The following is a 21,405-nucleotide window of genomic DNA, read 5'->3' on the forward strand; positions in this document are numbered from 1 at the left end:
GACGTGTAACTAGGTAAGTTGTGGTTCATTCAGAGCTAAGCCCGTGATTTGAACCTTGATTTACTTATCGGAGGTTGTTCGGAGTTTTACGCAAATCTTCAAAAATTTCTTTTGTCTTTTACGTAATTTTCCTTGATCCCTCATTTACTTATTCAGGGGTTGTTTGGAGTTTTACGCAAATCTTCAAAAGAAATTTCTTTTATCTTTTACGTGATTTTCCTTGATCCCTCATTTACTTATTCAGGGGTTGGTAGAACAATTACGCAAGCTTTGAAAAACATTTACATTTCTTGACAAAATTTTCCTATGGAGCACACGAATGCCAAGTTGCTACTTTAAGCGGTAATAAACTAAGCTTTCTTCACTGATAAGCTATGCCCAAATTTAATTACAATCAATTGATAGCGCCATTTCCGGATTTGAGGCAAAATCTTTACAACTGTTTTGAGCAGCATACTGACAGTATTATGGATTTGCTTGATCCTAAATCGGGGAACACGAAGCGCGAGTTCTATCGCCGAGTTATCATTAAATCCCTGCAGAATCCAGGAAAATCACCTGGTCGAATCCAAGGTCAGGTTCAACCGAGTTGGATTAAGCATCCAGGAGGGAATAACAAGTCAAAATTTACACCTAAAACATCTGCTACCGCGTAAATTTATTTAACTTGGAGTTATTTTTATCTGTTCCAAAATTGACTGAGATGATTTGTGCTGTGATTTTTTTGTTCGCGAAACTATTCCGCGAACCCTTATGATTTGTCCAAAGTCCAAAAACTAGTACCCTTAACTTTTTGTTTCAGATTTTTGTAATTCTTCAACAGAATCCGAAATTGTAAACGAAGGTGAATTATCAAGCAGGATTTGTTGGGGTGATGCTTCACTTGCATGACTTAAGTAGGAGCCAAAAAGCTTATCGTAATTAGAAGCAACAGCTAAAAATGTCCCACCTAAAATATATATAGGAAGAGGTAAGTTAAATTCTTTAACCCAATCAAACAGTTCTGCTACAGCAAACAGTACCAAAAAGCAGGCTAGCCAAACTCTCATATTTTTACCCCTGAAATTTTAACAACTTTATTAATTTTGACGCTCCCACACATAAGTGAAAACATGGCATTTTGCTGGTTGTCATCAACAACGTGCTTCAAAATATATCTATTATAAAGATATCAGCCTGAAAACCCAAAACGAATGTAACACAAAGCACATCGAAAAATGACTGATAATTCCGCACAAGATACAAACACTACTACCGCCTTCCGACGTTCATAGCGCGGAGTGATTCATCTGTCCAACCAATCCAAAATCCCAAATTCCCAAGAAAGCGGATTTCACCACCGAACCAGTCCAAAATCTAAAATCTAAAATCTAAAATTGAATGACTGACGCATTTGCACCACTTGTAGGACAACAGCAAGCAGTGGAATTACTGCTACAAGCCGTAGTAAAAAAACGTATTGCTCCAGCATATTTGTTTGTTGGTTCAGATGGTGTAGGACGGAGTTTAGCAGCACGGTGCTTTGTGGAATTGCTCTTCAGTCCACATCAAAACCGCGTGCGTCAAGGAAACCACCCAGATTTGTTGTGGGTGCAGCCAACTTATTTGCATCAAGGACAACGACTGACAGCAACAGAAGCAGCAGAAAAAGGACTTAAGCGCAGAGCACCGGCTACAATTCGCTTAGAACAAATTCGGGAAATTACTGCATTTGTGAGCCGTTCGCCGTTGGAAGCACCCAGACAAGTGGTTGTGCTAGATCAAGCAGAAACTATGGCGGAAGCTGCAGCAAATGCTTTGCTTAAGACTTTGGAAGAACCAGGACAGACAACGCTGATTTTAATCGCGCCTTCAGTTGAGTCTGTATTGTCAACGTTGGTGTCGCGCTGTCAGCGAATTCCTTTCTATCGTTTGGATGCAACTGCAATGGCTCAAGTTCTGACACAAACAGGGCATGAGGAAGTTTTGCAGCATCCAGCAGTGTTGAGCGTTGCGGGTGGTAGTCCGGGAGATGCGATCGCATCTTACCAACAACTGCAAGTTATTCCCCCTGAACTACTCAAAACCCTGACCAAAGTCCCTTCATCTTACCGTGAGGCTTTGCAATTAGCTAAACAAATTGATAAAGATTTAGATACAGAAGCTCAATTGTGGTTAGTTGATTATCTGCAACAATTTTACTGGCAGCACAAGCGTCAACCAAGCATGATTCAACAGTTAGAACAAGCTCGCAAATCTTTGCTTTGCTATGCTCAGCCGCGCCTTGTTTGGGAATGCACACTTTTATCATTTGTCATTCATTAGACTTGGTGGGAGTTGTAGGGAACGGTGCGATTCGTTTAGCCTAAATAAGTAGGAATACTTAGGGACGGCTAGCAAGGATAAATAGGGAAAAATCCCGAATAGAACCTTGACAACTGAGTGACCATGAGGGTGTAAATCCCTCCCCTGTAGATGCCAGGTGAAAGCATATCCCCTACGGTAGCGACTAGCCATCAATCCGTAAAGCGGGGATAAAAGCCCTTCCACACTCCTAGTCTAAGGTAGTGCGGGGTAAGCAAAGAGCCTAGATGGGTGTAGTAATACCCCACATCCGAGTAAAGCAATAGCTTGAATCCACGCTTGGAACCATCGATAACGACAACCAGCGAAACGGACTGATTAGCTGGAATCAAAAGATTAAGGATAAGAGGCTGGCGATTCGTTCCTCGACCAGCAGCATCTCCAAATAAACCCGGTGGATAGTGGAACTCTAAGGACTCATAGAATGGTCATTCGGAACGAAGTAACCCCCCGTATGCTCTCAGAGAGGTCGAATACTCTGAGTAGGTGCTAACCGTATGCTGCGGGGTGGTGGGATTGAGTCAGAAGCAAACGCCTTGCTGTAATGCAGGGATACGCTGACGGACTCACGGTAATAAGGAAAGAAATAGCAGTAAGTAGCAGTAGATATGTCTAATACGCTGAACAATCAGACGGTGGAATGGAACCAGGTGAACTGGCGCAAGCTAGAACGTCGGGTTTTTAAGCTGCAAAAACGGATATTTCAAGCCTCTAATCGTGGTGATTTGAAAGCAGTTCGCAGACTCCAAAAGACTTTGATGAGATCTTGGTCGGCAAGAATGCTGGCAGTGCGTCGCGTGACTCAGGATAACCAAGGTAAAAAGACAGCCGGAGTAGACGGAGTTAAATCACTCTCGCCCGTCTAAAGGTTGAAACTGGTGAAAAATCTTGAGCTAAAAGGAAAGTCCAAACCCACCAGACGGGTATGGATAGATAAACCAGGAACAGACGAAAAACGTCCTCTTGGTATTCCCACGATGTACAACAGAGCTACTCAGTCGCTAGTAAAGTTGGCGCTTGAGCCGGAGTGGGAAGCTAAATTTGAGCCTAATTCCTATGGCTTCCGACCAGGACGTTCATGCCATGACGCGATTGAAGCAATATTCAACGCAATTAAGTCAAAAGCCAAATATGTGCTGGATGCTGATATTGCTAAATGCTTCGACCGTATCAACCACGGGGAACTACTCAAAAAATTGAATACATTTCCGACCCTACGCCGCCAAATTAAGGCATGGCTCAATTCGGGAGTGATGGACGGTAAACAACTGTTCCCCACATCTGAGGGTACGCCACAAGGGGGAGTCATTTCTCCTTTATTAGCTAACATAGCCCTCCACGGAATGGAAGAACGGATTAAGCAAATAGCAGATACCCTACCAACGCCTAGAGGTCGTAGTAAAAGGGGTAACCGTGAATCCTTAAGCCTAATCCGTTACGCCGACGACTTCGTGATAATACACGAAGATTTAACCGTTGTCCAAAGATGTAAAGAAATAATCTCTAAGTGGCTAGATGGCATAGGACTTGAATTGAAACCAAGTAAAACACGCCTTGCCCATACACTGCATAAGCACGATGGACAAGACGCCGGGTTCAACTTCCTGGGGTTTAATGTCAGGCAGTACCCAAAAGGAAAATATAACACAGGTTGTAATCCTCACGGGAAACCACTTGGATTCAAGACATTCATCAAACCCAGCAAAGAAAAAGTAAAGAAACATTATGATCACATCACACAAGTAATAGACCAGCATAAAACTGCTCCACAGGCAGCGCTGATAGCCCATTTAAACCCAATCATCAGAGGGATATTACAGCACTCAAGTTAGCAAAGAGACATTCTCTACGCTAGGTCATATGGTATATCTGAAACTAAAAAGCTGGGGACAATTCCGACACCCCAACAAATCGGGTACCTGGGTAGCCAACAAGTATTGGCAAACCATAGGTAATAGTAACTGGGAATTCGCAACCAGGCAGGAAGGCAAAAACCCCCTGCGGTTACTTAAGCATAGCGAAACATCAATCATCCGCCATGTGAAAGTTAAAGGCGAAGCTAGTCCTTATGATGGCGACCTAGTTTACTGGAGTTCAAGAATAGGTAAACACCCCAAAGTCTCTCATATGGTGGCAACACTACTAAAGCGACAGAAAGGCAAATGCGCCTATTGCGAAATGCATTTCACCAACGAATCGGTGATGGAAGTTGACCATGTCATTCCTAAGTCGAAAGGCGGAAAGAATGAGTACAAAAACTTACAACTACTTCACCGACATTGCCACGATGAAAAGACTGCCAGCGATGGAAGTCCCGGCAACAAATCTGGCTGCAATAGCGCCAAGCCTAAGCCCGTCAAATCGGGTAACAGAGGTATCAATGACAATGACCTTATTGCTGAGGAGCCGGATGAGGTGAAAATCTCACGTCCGGTTTTGAAGACGAGCGGTTCTCGTGAGGGAATCGCTTAGTTTAACCTTAACAGGGAACGCTTAACAGGGAACAGGGAACAGATCTATTAGCGATTTGTTAAATCAGTAACTATATATACTTCCGTACACCTCTACAGCCTTGTATCATGTCCGGCTGATAGTTCTAGAAAAAAGATATCTGTGCAAAAGTTTGAAATTCTCTTTCTCCCTACACCCCTACACCCATCTTCAAGCTAGTAGAGACGTTACATACAACGTCTCTACCTTCAAAACCAATTAAATCGATGTCGTTAAACGTTGGACTAACTGCGGTGTTTGCAGCACACCCTCAATCCGGTCTACTGGCTGACCCTGCTTAAATAGTACCAGCGTTGGTAGAGCATAAATTTCATATTGACTTGCTAATTCTGGATATTTTTCAGTATCAATTTTGACAATTTGTATGCGCCCTTGGAGCTGAGCGTTAACTTGCTCTAAAATTGGAGCCATCATATGACAAGGTCCACACCAATCGGCATAAAAGTCCACCAAAACTGGTACATCAGCACCAGAAAGCATCTCTTCAAAGCTGTTGAATTGTTTTTTAGTAGCCATGTGACACTCACCACTTTTCTACTGTTTAACTATTTGATTTTTCAATGGTAGTTCTCAAGAGCGGTTATCTGTAAAATCCTAGATTGTTTTTATTGTTGACGCACAATCACTTTATGATAATTAGCGCTACGGATCATAAAGAGGAATATTTATGGAACTATTGCCAGAAAATTTGCAACTTTTGCGTGAAAAGGTAGTTATTGTTACCGGTGCTTCACGGGGTATTGGGCGGGCGATCGCATTAGAATTAGCGGAACTAGGAGCCAATATCGTCGTCAATTATGCCAGTTCCAGCAATGCCGCCGAAGAGGTTGTCGATACAATAACAAAAGCCGGAGGAAATGCCATAGCCCTTCAAGCTGACGTTTCTCAAGTTGATCAGGTAGAAGCGCTAGTTAACACTGTGACGAAAAAGTTCAATCGTGTCGATATCTTGGTTAACAACGCTGGTATCAATCGCGACAACCTGCTTTTGCGAATGAAACCGGAAGATTGGCAAGCTGTGATAGACCTAAATCTAACTGGTGTTTTCTTATGTACTCGTGCAGTCAGTAAAATTATGCTCAAACAACGTTCCGGGCGAATCATCAACATTACCTCTGTCGCCGGACAAATGGGTAACCCCGGACAAGCCAACTACAGCGCCGCCAAAGCAGGCGTCATCGGCTTTACTAAAACCATCGCCAAAGAATTTGCCTCTCGCGGTATCACCGTCAACGCTGTTGCTCCTGGTTTTATCGCCACAGACATGACAAGCAATATCAACGCTGAAGAGATTATTAAATATATTCCGCTAGCTCGTTATGGTCAACCGGAAGAAGTCGCCGGAATGGTGCGCTTTCTGGCTGCCGATTCCGCCGCTAGTTACATCACTGGACAAGTTTTTAACGTTGATGGCGGAATGGTGATGGCTTGACACTTACTCGGCTCATCCAATTTCGCTGACCTCATTTCAACCCTTGTGGGTATGTCTTCAGCCCATTTACGCATTCTAAATTTAACAAAAGAAAGGACAAGGGACACGATAGACGACTCATCAGTCCAAAAAGCTAATAGTAGAATAAGGTACAGAAAAGCTGTATGGAACGGAGGAACGGAAATTGGATGAACTAAGGGTAGCACTAGAGCTAGCAAGCGACGAAGAATTGCAAGATCTAACGGCAATTCTGTTTAGTCGTAAGTTTAATCCTCTAGATTATGTTCACACACCGGAACCTATAGAAGTGCAAAGCAAAGGTCGCAAAGCTTGGCTAGATGCACTAGAGCAACGCTTTCGTTTTTTGGCAGCAGATGGGATCACAGTTCTGCGGGGACGCAGCCGTCAGGTGACTTACCGACAAGCGCTGATTCAAGTGTGTAAATATTTGAAAATGCCTTATTCTAGTCAACTGACAACAGTTGATTTAGAAGCTGAGGTATTTCTGCACCTGTTGGGGCAGGTATGGAGAAAATTGCCAGAAAAAGATAAGCAAAAATTGACTGTGCGGATACAACGTCAGCTCGCAAAAGCAGAATTAACAGAACCGCTACCACTGACATTGCAGCGAGATCCCTTGGGGTTACTTCTCAAAGGCGGTAGCGCGCTTGCTGTCACCTCTGTTCTCCAGCCAGTGTTGCTCAAACAAATTGCCCGTCAATTTGCGACGCACTTTGCCACATATCAAGTTGCCAAAGAAGCGGTGATTCAAGGTTCTGGAGCAGCAGCAAATCAGTTTCAAAATTATGCCACACTGCAGATGGCAAAGCAGGGTATGACTGTTAATGCCGCTCGTTATGGAGTCACTCGCAGTGTGTTTGCCTTTTTAGGACCAGTGATGTGGAGTTGGTTTATTGCGGACTTGGGGTGGAGAGCGATCGCCACTAACTACGGTCGAATAATACCTACCATATTTGCCTTAGCTCAAATTCGTCTGACTCGTGCTGAATGTTGGGAACCTGCTTGAAAACAGCTTTTCGTCATCCCAACCCTAGTTTGCAATCTTCTTGGAACTATGCCCAACTGGGACTACTTGTCTTCCCATTGCTTCCGTTTCTCGGCGCTGTGGGTATAGTTTTAGCAATCTTGGGAGGTTGGTTCACTCAATACCGCGCAATTATTCGCCGTCCCCTCCACTGGGGGTTTGCGCTTTTGAGTGTGTTCATGATAATCACCGTTGGCTTTGCCTACGATAAAACGGCGGCTTTCCTGGGTTTATTTAATTTCCTACCGTACTTTTTAGTTTTCGCTGGCTTTAGCACGCTTATTCAAACGCCTGTACAATTGCGGCAAATGTCTTGGATTTTGGTGCTTGGTTCTCTACCAGTGGTGATTCTTGGATTTGGCCAGTTGTTTTTAAACTGGTCTTCTAAAATAAGAATTTTGTGGTTTGTCGTGGAATGGGAAATAGAACCTGGAGGACAACCAATAGGTCGCATGGCTTCCGTATTCATGTACGCCAACATCTTTGCTGGTTATCTGATGATAGTTTTCATCCTAGGGATAGGGTTGTGGGTGGAAAGCTATCGGCGGATGAGAAGACGGACAGACAAGGGGAAAGAAGAGGGAGAGAGGGAGAGAATGAGAGAGGGAGGGAGAGAGAGAATGACAGAGGGAGGGAAACTTCCCACACTCTCTCCCTCCCACACTCCCTCACTCCTTGACTCTCCTCGCTTCGCCTTCTTCTTCTTGACGGTGGCGATGATTGCCATTTTTGTGGCGTTGATTTTGACTGACTCCCGCAATGCTTGGGCGATCGCTATTTTTGCTTGTTTAGCTTATGCGGTTTACGAAGGTTGGCACATTCTTGTGGCTGGTGTTGCGGGTATCATCGCCAGCGTGCTTTGTGCTGCTTTTGCTCCTTTGGCTATAGCTCAATTGTTTCGTAAGTTTGTTCCTGCTTTCTTCTGGGCACGTTTAAACGACCAACTGTATCCTGATAGACCAATCGCCTTACTTCGCAAAACACAGTGGCAATTTGCGTTGTCTTTAACTCAGCAACGTCCTTGGACAGGTTGGGGTTTACGCAATTTTACTCCTCTGTACGATGCACAGATGCATATTTGGTTAGGACATCCTCACAATTTGTTTTTAATGCTATTTGCTGAAACTGGTTTTCCCACGACTCTTTTATTCTGTGGCTTACTCGTTTGGATATTTCTTGGGGGTGTCCAACTGTTGCAAAAGTTAAAATCTGTCGATCAGGCAGAAGATAAATTGATATGTTTCAGCTATCTTCTGGTATTTCTCAGCTGGGTGTTATTCAACACAGCAGATGTCAGCTTATTCGATTTTCGCCTCAATACAATCTCGTGGTTATTGTTTGCTGCTATTTCTGGAGTTGTCTATCGCCATAAGCATTACCAAAGGCTTGCGGTGAAATAAAAACTTATTATACATAGCAGTTGCCAGGTAGATTAGGACATGAACTAATAAGAAAATACGGACACCACCAGACCATCAAGCCTATTCCCCGTTCCCTGTTTCCTGTTAAGCGTTCCCTGTTAAGCGTTCCCTGCTATAGCTCATTGCTCACTGTCCAGAGTTTTCCGAAGATACACTGTTGTTTATAAAGTTATACGTTCATAAAATTACTCTTATACGACTGTGACCGTGTATGTGGCTCATCCCGCATTTCGTCACGTTCGCTGATTGTTGGGAAGATGTAGGAATACCTTTTTGTAGTGTTTTCCTGCATGACGGGCATCTCTTGTAGATGCCCTTATTTTTTTAAGAAGAACTCAGACGTGAAAGTGTCAATGATTAATTCTGCGAGCGTTCGCCCCAGGGGATTTGATCTGACTTGTGATTTTATGAATGCGTTCTTTAAATTTTTGTGCTTTTTGCTCATCAGGAATTTCTGCCATCAAAGTTTCTAGAAGTTGGGCTGGAGTTAGCTTCGGGTATTGGTTTAAAGCATCTTTGATAAGAATAACGCTAGCAAAAGGACCAACAAAACTAATTAGTTCTCGCCGACAACGATCTAAAAATTCCGGATCGCTAATTGCAGGATAGTTTCCAAGGGGTTGGTGTAAACTATTAGGATTTGCAAGTTTTGCTGAGTTAGGTTCAACAGCAAGTTGGAGGCGATTTCTAAACTCTTGTGCTTTTTGTGGATCAAAAATTTCCCTAGCTAGCGCTTCGGTAAATTCCTTTTGGGCTATCTGTGGGCTTTGGTTTAAAGTGTTTGTCATCAAAATGCTGGCGATAGGGCCAACAAAACTAGTTAATTCTCGCCCGACAAACTCTAAAAATTCTGGATTGAGAGAGACTGGTGTTTGTGTATGGAATTTAGTATTTGTTTCGCTGTTTTGCTTTTCCTGCCCGTGTGTAGTGTTAGTTTGAATTTGCGGTGTTTTCGGTAACGGACTCGAAACCCCACCAAGTGATAATGATGAGTTATTATCATTAAGTTCAATCAAAACTTCTTTTGCTGATTGGTAGCGCTCTATTGGTACTTCTGCCAACATTTTTTCTAGTATGCGAGCTAGAGAGTCACTGATATTGACATAGGAGCGCCATTGCCAGTTTAGAGAACCATCCATCAACACATGTGGCATTCTTCCAGTCAAAAGGATAACCGCAGAAACAGCAAGTGAGTAAATATCACTTGAAGGGTAGGAACATCCTATACGCAGCTGTTCTGGTGCAGAGTAGCCAATTTTCCCTACTACTGAATTCTGAACTGAGTATTGGTGATTTGGAGATTGGGCTGATAATATCTCGGTCAATTTCTCCTTAACCACCCCAAAGTCAATCAGCATGGGTTTAGATTCGTTATGGCGAAGCATAACATTTTCCAGTGAAATATCCCGGTGAAGAATCTTGCGATCGTGGATATATTCCAAAACTGGCAACATATCTAGTAGCCATGCTCTGACTTCAGTTTCGGAAAATGGTCTACCTTTGTTATGAAGACGTTCGGATAAAATTTGTGCATAATTTTTACCATTAATATATTCTTGGACGATAAACAACCGCTCGTTCTCCGTCAACCAAGCCAGAAATTTGGGAATTTGGGGATGTTGAATTTGGTATAAAACTTTAGCTTCCCGCTCAAATAACTCTCTTGATTTACGAATAATCTCTTTTTTGGTGGTTGCAGGTACAAACTCTTTGAGAACACAGGCTTCATCAAAACGCTGAGTATCAAATGCTAAGTAAGTTCGTCCAAACCCCCCTTGTCCAAGAATCTTCTGAATCAGATAACGATTATTGATTAAAGTTCCTGGGTTTATTTCTGCAGTCATTTTAAGTTCTTATTTTAATTATGAATACGATTTTTGATTTCATAGGGTTAGAAATTCAAAATTATGCATTCATTTTAGAAAAACAACAAAAAAAGTGACCAAAACTAGGGGTGTAGGGGCAAACGCACCTAAATTAGTCTTGCCAAAAACTTTTTTATATCTTATTTGGTGTCCTTGTTTGGGCAGTACAACAAACCCTGCATCCCCAGAAGCGATCGCATGCAGGCGGCTCCCTGCCGGAGCATCGCGAAGCCGCGCGTTGAGTGCATCTGCCGTTCCATTGTAGCGACTGGCGTATTCGCGTAAAATCCCATGAGCTATCTTCATTCCTTCCTTTGCAGTTATATCAGAATCTTGAATTGCTTGCTCTAGCACTTGTCCCAAAATTTGAAGCCCCCAGTTTGCTCCCAAATAATACAACTGGTGGAATTTGGTGAGCATCGGATGAATACATCAGTTTCGTGGTAGGAGTTAACTCTAATAATTGTCGCATTGCTTCCCGCATTCCGGATACACTCAAAAATGGTATTGCCAAACCAAAATCTAGATAAACCTGGGGATAAACAGAAGCCAAGTAACCAGCTTCTTGCATGTAAGGATATGAAGCATGGAGAAGAACAAGGGGAACATTGCGATACTCAGGTAATTCTAGGATAGGACGCAAATAGAGGGGATTTGCAAAACGCAAATCTAAATCTGGATCGCCAAAGCCAGTGTGTAATTGCCCAGAAAGTTGCGAGGACACAGCGCCCAAGGCTGCCCATGATGTACCATGTTTCCCATCACACGGGCATGTCCAGGAGAATAAGGCAAAGGTGTGAGGCTAGACCAATCTGGAACTAATCTGATTTCGCCTACCGGACCTAGACCAGTTTCGGGAACAACAGCATCGTACATCACAGGAAGCCCTTGTTGTCCTGCGGATATACCCACACCATGTTCAAAATAGTGGGACAGCATTCCCCATGAACCGCTTTGCCACGAATGATGTTGGCATTGTCGCACCACAAAATTCGGACAAAATAAATACCAGCATCTTGAAGAGATTTTTTAACTTGCTCAAATGTATGGTTTTCAGTCATAGAAAGGGCGTTGAGTGGTCAGTTAGCAATAAAAAATATTACCATTATAATTTCAGTAATTCTCAAGGATGTATCCTCTAAACCCTTGAGCCACTCAGGCTTTGTCGAAGCTGTTCACAAAAATCTAAAATTATTGAAAGATACTCATTATCCTTAGTACATTTGCGGGGATCATATATGAAAATGATTAAGTTTTTCTGTATCCAAGATATGGTAATGAGCAAGGCATAGTGTTTGAAATACCCTTGATATCAGCTTTAGCGACAAAACTGAGAGAACTTTTCACAGCTTAACAATGTCATCGTAAGTTTACAAACATAGTATAAAGAATTGGTTGGATAACAAAAATACAGTCAACAATAACTATAGCCAAAGCTATAGTTTCGCTAACCTATGCAGCCGATTCGCACTTTTAATGTTTCCCCTTCACTACCGCAGCGACTTGAGCCACTGCGGAAGCTGGCATATAACCTGCACTGGGATTGGAACGTTGAGACGAAAGACTTATTCCGACGTTTAGATCCTGATTTATGGGAATCTAGCCGTCATAACCCGGTTTTGATGCTCGGTACCATTAGCCAAGCGCGTCTGTTGGAAGTTGTGGAAGATGAAGGCTTCCTGGCACAAATGGATCGAGCCGCGCGCCAGTTAGAGGATTATTTGCAAGAGCGTACCTGGTATCAGAAACAAAGAATTGGTCATGCCTCAGATGACAAAGGACAAGAATATTACGCCTATTTCTCGGCTGAGTTTGGGCTTGTAGATTGTTTGCCTGTCTATTCTGGAGGCTTGGGAGTTCTTGCTGGGGATCACCTCAAATCTGCTAGCGATTTAGGGCTACCTTTGGTTGGTGTGGGCTTACTCTACCAGCAAGGCTATTTTGCTCAATATCTGAATGCTGATGGTTGGCAGCAGGAACGCTACCCAATCAACGACTTTTATAATATGACTTTGCACCTGGAACGCAATCCTGATGGCTCAGAATTGCGGATTGAGGTGGATTATCCAGGGCGTACTGTTTATGCTAGAGTTTGGCGTGTACAAGTGGGATCAGTTCCCCTGTATATGCTCGACACTAACATTGAACCCAATAATCCTTACGACCACAACATCACAGACCAGCTCTACGGTGGCGATATCGATATGCGTATCCACCAAGAAATTATGCTGGGTATCGGTGGTGTGCGAATGCTAAAAGCCCTTGGATACAACATCACCGCGTATCATATGAATGAAGGTCACGCGGCATTCTCTGCCCTAGAACGTATCCGCATTCTTCTTCAGGAACAGGGGCTGAATTATCCCCAAGCCAAACAGGTGGTGGCTTCCAGTAATATCTTTACGACTCACACACCAGTACCAGCGGGAATTGACTTATTCCCCCCAGACAAAATGTTGTACTACCTGGGACATTACGCTGATGTCTTTGGCTTAGATAAAGAGCAATATTTAGCTTTGGGACGCGAAAATAGTAAAGATTCGTCTGCGCCTTTTAGTATGGCGGTTTTGGCACTGAAAATGGCAACATTCTCTAACGGTGTGGCACAACTGCATGGTGTGGTGTCACGGCAAATGTTTAAGGGTTTGTGGCAAAATGTGCCAACAGAGGAAGTGCCGATTAAAGCAATTACGAACGGCGTTCATGCTCGCAGTTGTGTTGCTAAATCTACACAGGAGTTGTACGATCGCTATCTAGGACCAAGCTGGTCATCCGCACCGACTGATAACCCTTTGTGGGAAAGGATGGACGCGATCCCCGATGAGGAGTTGTGGCGTAATCACGAGCGCTGCCGCTTAGATATGATTGTCTATGTGCGGGAGCGTCTGGTGAAGCATTTGCGAGACCGTGGTGCTTCTGCCTCAGAAATTGCCTCTGCACAAGAAGTTCTTGATCCCAAAGTTCTCACCATTGGCTTTGCCCGTCGCTTTGCAACCTACAAACGTGCTACTCTGTGGATGCGGGATGTTGAGCGAATTAAGCGGATTTTGTTGGCCAACAAAGACCGTAAGGTGCAGTTTGTGATCTCTGGTAAAGCACACCCCAAGGATATTCCTGGTAAGGAACTTATCCGCGAGATCAATCACTTCATCGACGAACAGGGTTTGCAAAAGCAGATTGTGTTTGTCCCGAACTACGATATTTATATATCTCGGTTGATGGTTGCTGGTTGTGATATCTGGTTAAATACTCCGCGCCGTCCACGGGAAGCTTCTGGTACAAGTGGGATGAAGGCAGCTATGAATGGTTTGCCGAATTTAAGCGTACTAGATGGTTGGTGGGATGAAGCTGATTATGTTCGTACTGGTTGGGCGATTGGACATGGGGAAATGTATGATGATCCCACTTACCAAGATGAAATAGAGGCAAATGCTTTTTACGATTTGCTGGAAAATGAAGTTGTTCCTCTGTTTTACGACCGAGATGTTGATGGTTTGCCTCGTCACTGGGTTGACAAAATGAAAGATGCAATCCGGTTAAATTGTCCGTTCTTTAACACGGCACGGATGGTGCGAGAATATGCAGAACGCGCTTATTTCCCAGCAAGCGATCGCTTCCACATTCTTACTGCTGATAAATACGCCCCAGCTAAAGAATTAGCTGCTTGGAAAGAGAATCTCACTGCACACTGGTCCGACATCAAAATCAAAGATGTTAACGTATCCTCAGGAGCAGATATTGAAGTTAACCAAATTGTTAACGTCAAAGCCAAAGTTGATCTGGCAACTTTGACAAACAAGGATGTACAAGTGGAACTGTACCAAGGTGCCATTGATGCTGATGGCGATATTGTCAACGGTGTCCCTGTGGTCATGGATTACCAAGGAGAAGATCAGGATGGCTTAAGTATTTACACTGTAGAAATTATGTATAACATATCTGGTTTACAAGGGCTGTCCTTACGAGTCTTGCCTGACCACAAATACCTCTCCAGTCCTTATGAGCCAAGGGTAATTGTTTGGGCATAGTCAAGAAGTGAAAAGTCAAAAGTAAAAAGAATTACTTTTGACTTTTTGAGGGGACGACAATGTAACCTGTAGTGCGATCGCCCAGAACCAGGTTACGTTGCTCCCCCCAAAACCACCAGTATGCAGCGACATAAGCACAGATGAGGCTATCGAGTTTGTCTTCAACTTGTTTAAGGGCTGCGCCTGTGGTGGGAATTTCGGGAAGAAACGTATCTCCTGCGGAGACGCTGAGCGAACGCGCAGCGTGTCCGGAGGACATACCGCCCAGACGCAGAGAAAACAGAGGGGGATCGAGAGAGGGTAAGATTTGTGTGATGTAATTGTAGAGTTTGATGAGTTCGAGGCGGCGATCGCTCAAGCGTCCTTTTTTATATTTAAGAATTCGTTCTAAACCAAATAAATTAACTATGGCTGGATGAGGAAAAACTTCTATTTGGTATCTGCCTGGTTTTTGTGGTTCGATAGTTGGTGCGTGGGCGAAACCACGGACTTCTAATTCTAAGCCAAAGTTGACTGTTCTTTCTGCAAAGGGCAAGCCGAGATTTGCTGGATAGCATCCAGCGTGATATTTGCCAAAGTGTTTGTGGGTGAGTTTGTCGGGTAAGCGACTTCCAGTAGCGTTGGGAATGAGAGTGGGTGCGTCTACACCGATGATGGCGGGTTGTTCTGGTGTAACGCAAGTATCAATCCAGGTTAAGATGTCTGCAATAGATTCTTTGCGGTCTATATCTTGTATTTGCAGTTTTCCATCTATTAATTCTAAGTAGGATAAGCCGCTGGGTTGGGATTTCCAGCCTAAGTCAATTCCGAGAAATTTCATTGTTGTATGAATTGTTTCCTCCTTAGTCTTTGACATATAGCAGGGAACGCTTAACAGGGAACGCTTAACGCTTAAGAAGCAATAAAAATGTACCTAGCTTCGTCAAAAATCAAATACGAGTCCTATAGTACTTCATTCAGTAATGAGATATGAACACTCACTTGATTCCTGCATAAGTCAGCCTTGGTGACATCTAGTAAGAACTATGGAACAGTTCCATTGACTGCTCTTGTTTTGGAATGATTCTGGAAGTTCTTAGAAGGTGCAGCCTTATATGATTCAACAAAGTGCAAAATCTAGCTCCAAATTCTTCGCTTTATTGATTGGGGTTGATTGCTATTTACCGAACATGCTACCACAAGGAGGTTTTTACAGCAGTCTTACTGGTTGTGTGCGCGACATTAATCATGTCGAATCTTTCTTAACAAACGTACTGCAAGTACCCCCAGCAGATATTCTTAAACTCACAGCTTCCAACTCTGAGAGTCCCAACATACCGCAAGAGCCATCCGAGCAGCTACCTACATATGAGAATATTGTAGCCAAATTTAAGCAACTCACTGATTTAGCTCAACCTCAAGACCAAGTCTACATTCACTACTCCGGACATGGTGGACGTTCGACAACAATTTATCCTGATCTTAAAGGAAGCTACGGGGTAGATGAATCACTTGTCCCTACAGATATTGGTAATTCAGAAGCTCGTTATCTTCGTGATCTAGAGTTGGCAAAACTTCTACAAAATATGGTAGATAAAAAGTTAGTGGTCACGCTGGTTCTGGATAGCTGTCATTCTGGAGGAGCAACACGAGGAGAAATTAATGATTCTAATATTCGCGGTTTAAATAAGAATATTATAGATACAACGCCACGACCAACACAAAGCTTAGTTGCATCAACTGAAGAATTGATCCAAAACTGGCAAGGATTAACACAGGGACAACAAAACACTCGCAACGTAACTACAGCTAGTGGATGGTTACCTGAACCTAAAGGATATGTTTTATTGGCTGCTTGTCGGGATAATGAGTCTGCTTATGAATATGCTTTTGATGGTAAAGAAAGGAATGGTGCGTTAACTTATTGGTTATTAGACTCTCTACAGAAGCTGGGGAATGATTGTACTTTAAAGGTACTGCACGATCGCATCCTCGCCAAAATAAACAGTCAGTTTCAACAACAAACACCAATGCTGCAAGGAGAAGGCGATCGCTTAATCTTCGGCGGTAAATCTACAAACTCACAGTCTGCCATTCTTGTCAAGAAAGTAGATGTGGCAAAGAATCAGGTACTCTTGCAAGCAGGCGAAGCACAAGGTTTGCGTAAGGGCGCGGAGTTTGCTATCTATCAATTAGGCATAAGCGATTTTTCCCAAACTGATAAACGAGTCGCACTGGCTAAAGTTGTAGAAGTGGGTGCAGAAGAATCTATTGCTGAAATTACCAAAATCCTGCGTCAAGAACAAGCAGGTAATAACTTGCGTCTTTATGTTCCTCCTTCTAAAGCGGGTAATTCAACACAGCAAACCCTCAGTGAAGGAATGATTGAAGATGGTGCTTCTGCTATACTACTGTCTCCTAGCGTCAAACTTGTCCGAAAAGTACGCCTGTTGCCTCCTTTAGAAAATCAGCAACTACCAAAAGAAATAGATTATAAAGAAGCATTGACAGCAGTCAAAGCCGTTAAAGAAAACGTAGAAGGCAATGGTTGGGTAGAGTTCTTATCTAGCGATCAACCGAGTGATGAACCTGTCACCTATCAGGTATCTGTCAACGCTGAAGGTGAGTATGAAATTCTGGATGCAGGTGGAGAATTAATTAATTTGCGCCCTCTACTCAAAGTAGACGAACACAATGCTGCAGCTAGTGTCGTCAACCGCTTAGTGCATCTTTCCAAGTATCAAGCGACTTTACAACTAGACAACAACGATCCTATATCATCATTTGCAGGAAAACTAAAAGTTGACATCTGCCTACCAGGAGAAAACAGAGGTGAATTACTGCCATTAAATGCTCCAGGTAACGTCCCAACCTTTGACGTAGATGAATATGCAATACTGCGTATCCGCAATGAATCAACCAAAGTTCTCAATATTACCGTACTGGCAATTCAAGCTGATTGGAGTATTTCCCAGCTACACCCAGAAGGTGCTGGTGCCTTTGAACCGTTAGATCCGGGCAGGGAGAAACTGATTCGCATCCATACAAGCCTTTCTGAAGGTTACAACGAAAGTGCCGATGTTCTCAAAGTTTTTGCCACAGTTGGTGCAACGAATTTCCGGTGTCTTGAACTACCAGCACTAGACAAACCTCGTAAAGGAACACAGGTATTTAGAGCAACTAACCCACTTGAAGAATTATTAGCAGCAGTTGCGAGTGAACAACCCCCAAATAGAGATGTCAGTGCTGCGGCTTATCCCAGTGACAAATGGACAACGGAACAGGTGAAACTGGTGGTGAAGAAGATTGTTAATTGTTAAATAGCTAACGGCTAATTTGTTCTATTGGCTGTTAGCTGTTTAATAGTAGAACTTAGGCATAAGAGATCCCCCAACAGAGTTAAAAAGGGGGCTTTTGAGATTCCCCCCTTTTTTAGCAGGGCTACGGGGGATCAAGGTTTCGGGTTTTCAGTGCGTAAATCCTCAATAGGCTAGCTCTAAAACCTTTTCCAGATACCATGAACAACAACGCCCAGATCAAAACCATTTTAATTCTGGCAGCAAATCCGACAAGTACCTCAAGGCTACGACTTGATGAAGAGGTACGGGAAATTGATGAAGGATTACGACGCGCTAACAAACGAGCAGAATTCAAGTTAGAGCAAAAATGGGCGGTACGTCAGCGTGACTTTTACCGCGCCATGTTAGATTATCAGCCGCAAATTGTTCACTTCTGCGGACATGGTGGTGGGCAAGATGGTATTGTTTTGGAAGATGAAACAGGACAGCCTGCATTAATCTCCGCCGAGGCGCTGGGAAGCATGTTTAAGCTGTTTGCTACTAAAGGAGTTGAATGTGTCCTTTTAAACGCTTGTTACTCCCAAATGCAAGCAGAAGCAATTCGCCAACACGTCAATTATGTGATTGGTATGACTCAGACAGTAGGGGATAAAGCAGCTGTTGGTTTTGCGGTGGCGTTTTATGATGCCATAGCAGCAGGGGAAGAGGTGGAATTTGCCTATGAACTTGGCTGTTCTCAAATGATTGGTTTTTTGGAACAGCAAACTCCGCTACTAAGAAAAAAACAGTTAATTACCCCCATAGTACCCCAAACAGAAGTTATTCCTCCTAACCCCTATCAAGGATTGTCTGCATTTGGGGAAGAAGATGCAGCATTCTTTTTTGGACGTGATACATTTGTAAACAGCTTAGTGCAAGCAACTCGCTCTCAGTCGTTGGTAGCAGTGATTGGTCCAAGTGGGAGTGGCAAATCTTCGGTGGTGTTTGCTGGACTGATTCCACAGTTGCGAGGTGAAGGAAATTGGCTCATTGAGTCTTTGCGTCCTGGTAATCAACCATTTTATCAGCTTGCTTCTGTATTCGTGCGTCAATTAGAACCACCAGAAATTGGTGAGACTCAACTATTACGTTCAGCGGCTGAACTAGCAGCAGATATACAGCAGGGTAAAGTGACCTTACAGCGGGTAGCGTCTCGTATTATAGAACGTAACTCAGATAAACGTTTTCTACTGTTTGTAGATCAATTTGAAGAACTCTACACCCTTTGCCAGAAGGAAGAACAAGAACGCTTTACTGATATGTTGCTCGAAGCTATCCATCAGAAAAGTTTAACATTGGTTTTTACTTTACGCGCTGACTTCTACGGCTATGTTCTCTCCTACCGCCCGTTTCGGGATGCATTGCAGGAGTTTACACCCCAACTAGTAAGTTCCATGAGTCGGGAGGAACTACAAGCAGCGATCGCCCTACCAGCCCAAAAGCTGGAAGTGCAATTTGAGGAACAATTACAAGAGCGAATCTTGGATGATGTGGGACTTGAACCGGGCAATTTACCACTGTTGGAATTTGCTCTTACCCGATTGTGGTCAAAGCAGGAAAACCGATTGTTAACTCACCAAGCATATACTGAGATTGGCGGTGTGAAAAAGGCATTAGCTAATCATGCCCAGCAGGTTTATAGTCAACTTAGCCAAACAGAGCAAAAGCAGGCACAGCGAATTTTTGTACAATTAGTGCGTCCGGGGGAAGGAACGGAAGATACTCGACGGCTGGCTACCCGCAAAGAAGTTGGGGAAGAGAATTGGGGATTGGTAAGTTATTTAGCAGGATATCAAGCCCGTTTAGTTGTTACGGGACGGGATGACAAGTCAGGAGAAGATGCAGTAGAAGTTGTGCATGAAGCGCTGATTCGGGAATGGATAACTTTGCGAGAGTGGATGAATGCTAATCGTCAGTTTCGCGTTTGGCAGGAACGGTTAAAAGTTGCAATGCTGGAGTGGAAAAATAATAACCATGATTCTGGGGCGTTGTTGCGAGGTGTGCCGTTAACTGTAGCAGAAGATTGGTTGCAAAAACGTTCAGATGAAATGACGCAGGAGGAACGAGACTTTATTCAGGCTAGTGCCAGTCAACGGGTTCGGGAGAAACAAGAACGCGATCGCACCAGGCAACTAACAATTATTGGACTCAGTAGCTTTTCTGCGGTAGCTCTAATTTTAGCAGGCGTCGCTGGTGTGGGCTGGAGGAATGCTGCCATCAGTCAAATTAATTCTCTTACGACTACTTCAGATGCGCTGCTGAACTCAGATGGGGCAAAAGCCTTAAAAGCCAGTTTAAAAGCTGTTGTGCAAATGCAACATACACCCTTGGTAGATGCTAATACCCGCACACAGGTAGAACTGACATTACTCAATACAGTTGACAATGTCGCAGCCCCAAACACCTTAGGAGGACACGCAAACTCGGTTAATGGCACGAGCTTCAGCCCGGATGGCAAAATCCTGGCAACTGCGAGTGGTGACAACACGGTGAAACTGTGGGATATCGCCACGCTTAAAGAAATTAAAACCCTGACTGGACATACAAACTCGGTTAATGGCACCAGCTTCAGCCCGGATGGCAAAATCCTGGCAACTGCTAGTTTTGACAAGACGGTGAAACTGTGGGATACCGCCACTGGTCAAGTAATTAAAACCCTGAGTGGGCATACAGACTCGGTTAATGGCACCAGCTTCAGCCCGGATGGCAAAATCCTGGCAACTGCTAGTTTTGACAAGACGGTGAAACTGTGGGATACCGCCACTGGTCAAGTAATTAAAACCCTGAGTGGGCATACAGACTCGGTTAATGGCACCAGCTTCAGCCCGGATGGCAAAATCCTGGCAACTGCTAGTTTTGACAAGACGGTGAAACTGTGGGATACCGCCACTGGTCAAGTAATTAAAACCCTGAGTGGGCATACAGACTCGGTTAATGGCACGAGCTTCAGCCCGGATGGCAAAATCCTGGCAACGGCAAGTGTTGACAACACGGTGAAACTGTGGGATACCGCCACTGGTCAAGAAATTAAAACCCTGAGTGAACATACAGACACGGTTAATGGCACCAGCTTCAGCCCAAATGGCAAAATGCTGGCAACGGCAAGTAGGGACAAGACGGTGAAACTGTGGGATACCGCCACTGGTCAAGTAATTAAAACCCTGAGTGGGCATACAGACTCGGTTAATGGCACCAGCTTCAGCCCGGATGGCAAAATCCTGGCAACTGCTAGTTTTGACAAGACGGTGAAACTGTGGGATACCGCCACTGGTCAAGTAATTAAAACCCTGAGTGGGCATACAGACTCGGTTAATGGCACGAGCTTCAGCCCGGATGGCAAAATCCTGGCCTCTGCTAGTGGTGACAACACGGTGAAACTGTGGGATACCGCCACGCTTAAAGAAATTAAAACCCTGACTGGACATACAAACTCGGTTAATGGC

The 21,405-nt window shown here is 43.9% G+C and carries 17 protein-coding genes and 1 pseudogene; 11 read left to right on the forward strand and 7 right to left on the reverse strand.

Going from position 1 to position 21,405, the window contains the following annotated elements:
- Positions 1–374 precede the first annotated feature (374 nt).
- A complete protein-coding gene (locus AC5JM2_RS06940; RefSeq protein WP_495834170.1) occupies positions 375–656 on the forward strand; it encodes a hypothetical protein in 282 nt (93 codons plus the stop codon).
- Positions 657–785: 129 nt separating this feature from the next.
- Here the strand turns inward: AC5JM2_RS06940 and AC5JM2_RS06945 are convergent, their stop codons facing one another.
- Complete coding sequence (locus AC5JM2_RS06945) at positions 786–1,049, reverse strand: hypothetical protein (protein ID WP_495834171.1); 264 nt, start codon at positions 1,047–1,049, stop codon at positions 786–788.
- 331 nt (positions 1,050–1,380) lie between these two features.
- Between AC5JM2_RS06945 and AC5JM2_RS06950 the strand changes: the two genes are divergently transcribed.
- The 4 genes from AC5JM2_RS06950 (at position 1,381) to AC5JM2_RS06965 (ending at position 4,815) form a co-directional block, all read left to right on the forward strand.
- Positions 1,381–2,304, forward strand: coding sequence for a DNA polymerase III subunit delta' (locus AC5JM2_RS06950; RefSeq protein WP_495834172.1), 924 nt, complete (start codon positions 1,381–1,383; stop codon positions 2,302–2,304).
- 647 nt (positions 2,305–2,951) lie between these two features.
- Positions 2,952–3,209 carry a reverse transcriptase N-terminal domain-containing protein gene (locus AC5JM2_RS06955; RefSeq protein ID WP_495834173.1) on the forward strand — a complete coding sequence of 86 codons (258 nt, stop codon included), beginning with the start codon at positions 2,952–2,954 and terminating at the stop codon, positions 3,207–3,209.
- Between the two features lie 12 nt (positions 3,210–3,221).
- On the forward strand, positions 3,222–4,175 hold the full coding sequence (locus AC5JM2_RS06960; RefSeq protein ID WP_495834174.1) for a reverse transcriptase domain-containing protein: 954 nt from the start codon (positions 3,222–3,224) through the stop codon (positions 4,173–4,175).
- A gap of 28 nt (positions 4,176–4,203) precedes the next feature.
- A complete protein-coding gene (locus AC5JM2_RS06965; RefSeq protein ID WP_495834175.1) occupies positions 4,204–4,815 on the forward strand; it encodes an HNH endonuclease in 612 nt (203 codons plus the stop codon).
- A 237-nt stretch (positions 4,816–5,052) separates the two neighbouring features.
- Here the strand turns inward: AC5JM2_RS06965 and trxA are convergent, their stop codons facing one another.
- Positions 5,053–5,370, reverse strand: a complete 318-nt coding sequence (gene trxA, locus AC5JM2_RS06970; protein ID WP_210619209.1) for a thioredoxin — start codon at positions 5,368–5,370, stop codon at positions 5,053–5,055.
- Positions 5,371–5,521: 151 nt separating this feature from the next.
- On the opposite strand from trxA, the gene fabG reads away from it, so the two are divergent.
- From fabG to AC5JM2_RS06985, 3 genes are all read left to right on the forward strand, one after another.
- Positions 5,522–6,286, forward strand: a complete 765-nt coding sequence (gene fabG, locus AC5JM2_RS06975; RefSeq protein ID WP_495834176.1) for a 3-oxoacyl-[acyl-carrier-protein] reductase — start codon at positions 5,522–5,524, stop codon at positions 6,284–6,286.
- 184 nt (positions 6,287–6,470) lie between these two features.
- A complete protein-coding gene (locus tag AC5JM2_RS06980; RefSeq protein WP_495834177.1) occupies positions 6,471–7,313 on the forward strand; it encodes a YaaW family protein in 843 nt (280 codons plus the stop codon).
- On the forward strand, positions 7,295–8,731 hold the full coding sequence (locus AC5JM2_RS06985; RefSeq protein ID WP_495834178.1) for an O-antigen ligase family protein: 1,437 nt from the start codon (positions 7,295–7,297) through the stop codon (positions 8,729–8,731). Before AC5JM2_RS06980 ends, AC5JM2_RS06985 begins: the two co-directional genes overlap by 19 nt.
- 371 nt (positions 8,732–9,102) lie before the next feature.
- Here AC5JM2_RS06985 and AC5JM2_RS06990 read toward each other — a convergent pair whose 3' ends face one another.
- The 4 genes and pseudogenes from AC5JM2_RS06990 to AC5JM2_RS07005 all read right to left on the reverse strand — a co-directional run.
- Positions 9,103–10,596, reverse strand: coding sequence for a protein kinase domain-containing protein (locus AC5JM2_RS06990; RefSeq protein ID WP_495834179.1), 1,494 nt, complete (start codon positions 10,594–10,596; stop codon positions 9,103–9,105).
- Positions 10,597–10,665: 69 nt separating this feature from the next.
- The gene (locus AC5JM2_RS06995; RefSeq protein ID WP_495834186.1) at positions 10,666–10,971 is read right to left on the reverse strand and encodes a hypothetical protein; all 306 of its coding nucleotides are present in this window, start codon (positions 10,969–10,971) and stop codon (positions 10,666–10,668) included.
- Positions 10,943–11,341: an amidohydrolase family protein gene (locus AC5JM2_RS07000; RefSeq protein WP_495834180.1), complete on the reverse strand. Its 399-nt coding sequence runs from the start codon at positions 11,339–11,341 to the stop codon at positions 10,943–10,945. The genes AC5JM2_RS06995 and AC5JM2_RS07000 overlap by 29 nt, the downstream gene beginning before the upstream one ends.
- Positions 11,323–11,678: pseudogene (locus tag AC5JM2_RS07005) on the reverse strand (glutamine synthetase); the annotation flags it as partial. The gene AC5JM2_RS07000 and the pseudogene AC5JM2_RS07005, both read right to left, overlap by 19 nt.
- A gap of 393 nt (positions 11,679–12,071) precedes the next feature.
- On the opposite strand from AC5JM2_RS07005, the gene glgP reads away from it, so the two are divergent.
- Entirely contained in the window at positions 12,072–14,645 is a 2,574-nt protein-coding gene (glgP, locus tag AC5JM2_RS07010) for an alpha-glucan family phosphorylase (RefSeq protein ID WP_495834181.1), read from the forward strand.
- Between the two features lie 31 nt (positions 14,646–14,676).
- Here the strand turns inward: glgP and AC5JM2_RS07015 are convergent, their stop codons facing one another.
- A complete protein-coding gene (locus AC5JM2_RS07015; protein WP_495834182.1) occupies positions 14,677–15,465 on the reverse strand; it encodes a DUF429 domain-containing protein in 789 nt (262 codons plus the stop codon).
- Positions 15,466–15,739: 274 nt separating this feature from the next.
- Between AC5JM2_RS07015 and AC5JM2_RS07020 the strand changes: the two genes are divergently transcribed.
- Positions 15,740–17,944 carry a caspase family protein gene (locus AC5JM2_RS07020; RefSeq protein WP_495834183.1) on the forward strand — a complete coding sequence of 735 codons (2,205 nt, stop codon included), beginning with the start codon at positions 15,740–15,742 and terminating at the stop codon, positions 17,942–17,944.
- Between the two features lie 197 nt (positions 17,945–18,141).
- Positions 18,142–21,405 (forward strand): nSTAND1 domain-containing NTPase (locus tag AC5JM2_RS07025; protein WP_495834184.1); only part of this gene is annotated, 3,264 nt, incomplete at its 3' end.

The organism is Brasilonema angustatum (assembly GCF_059505445.1).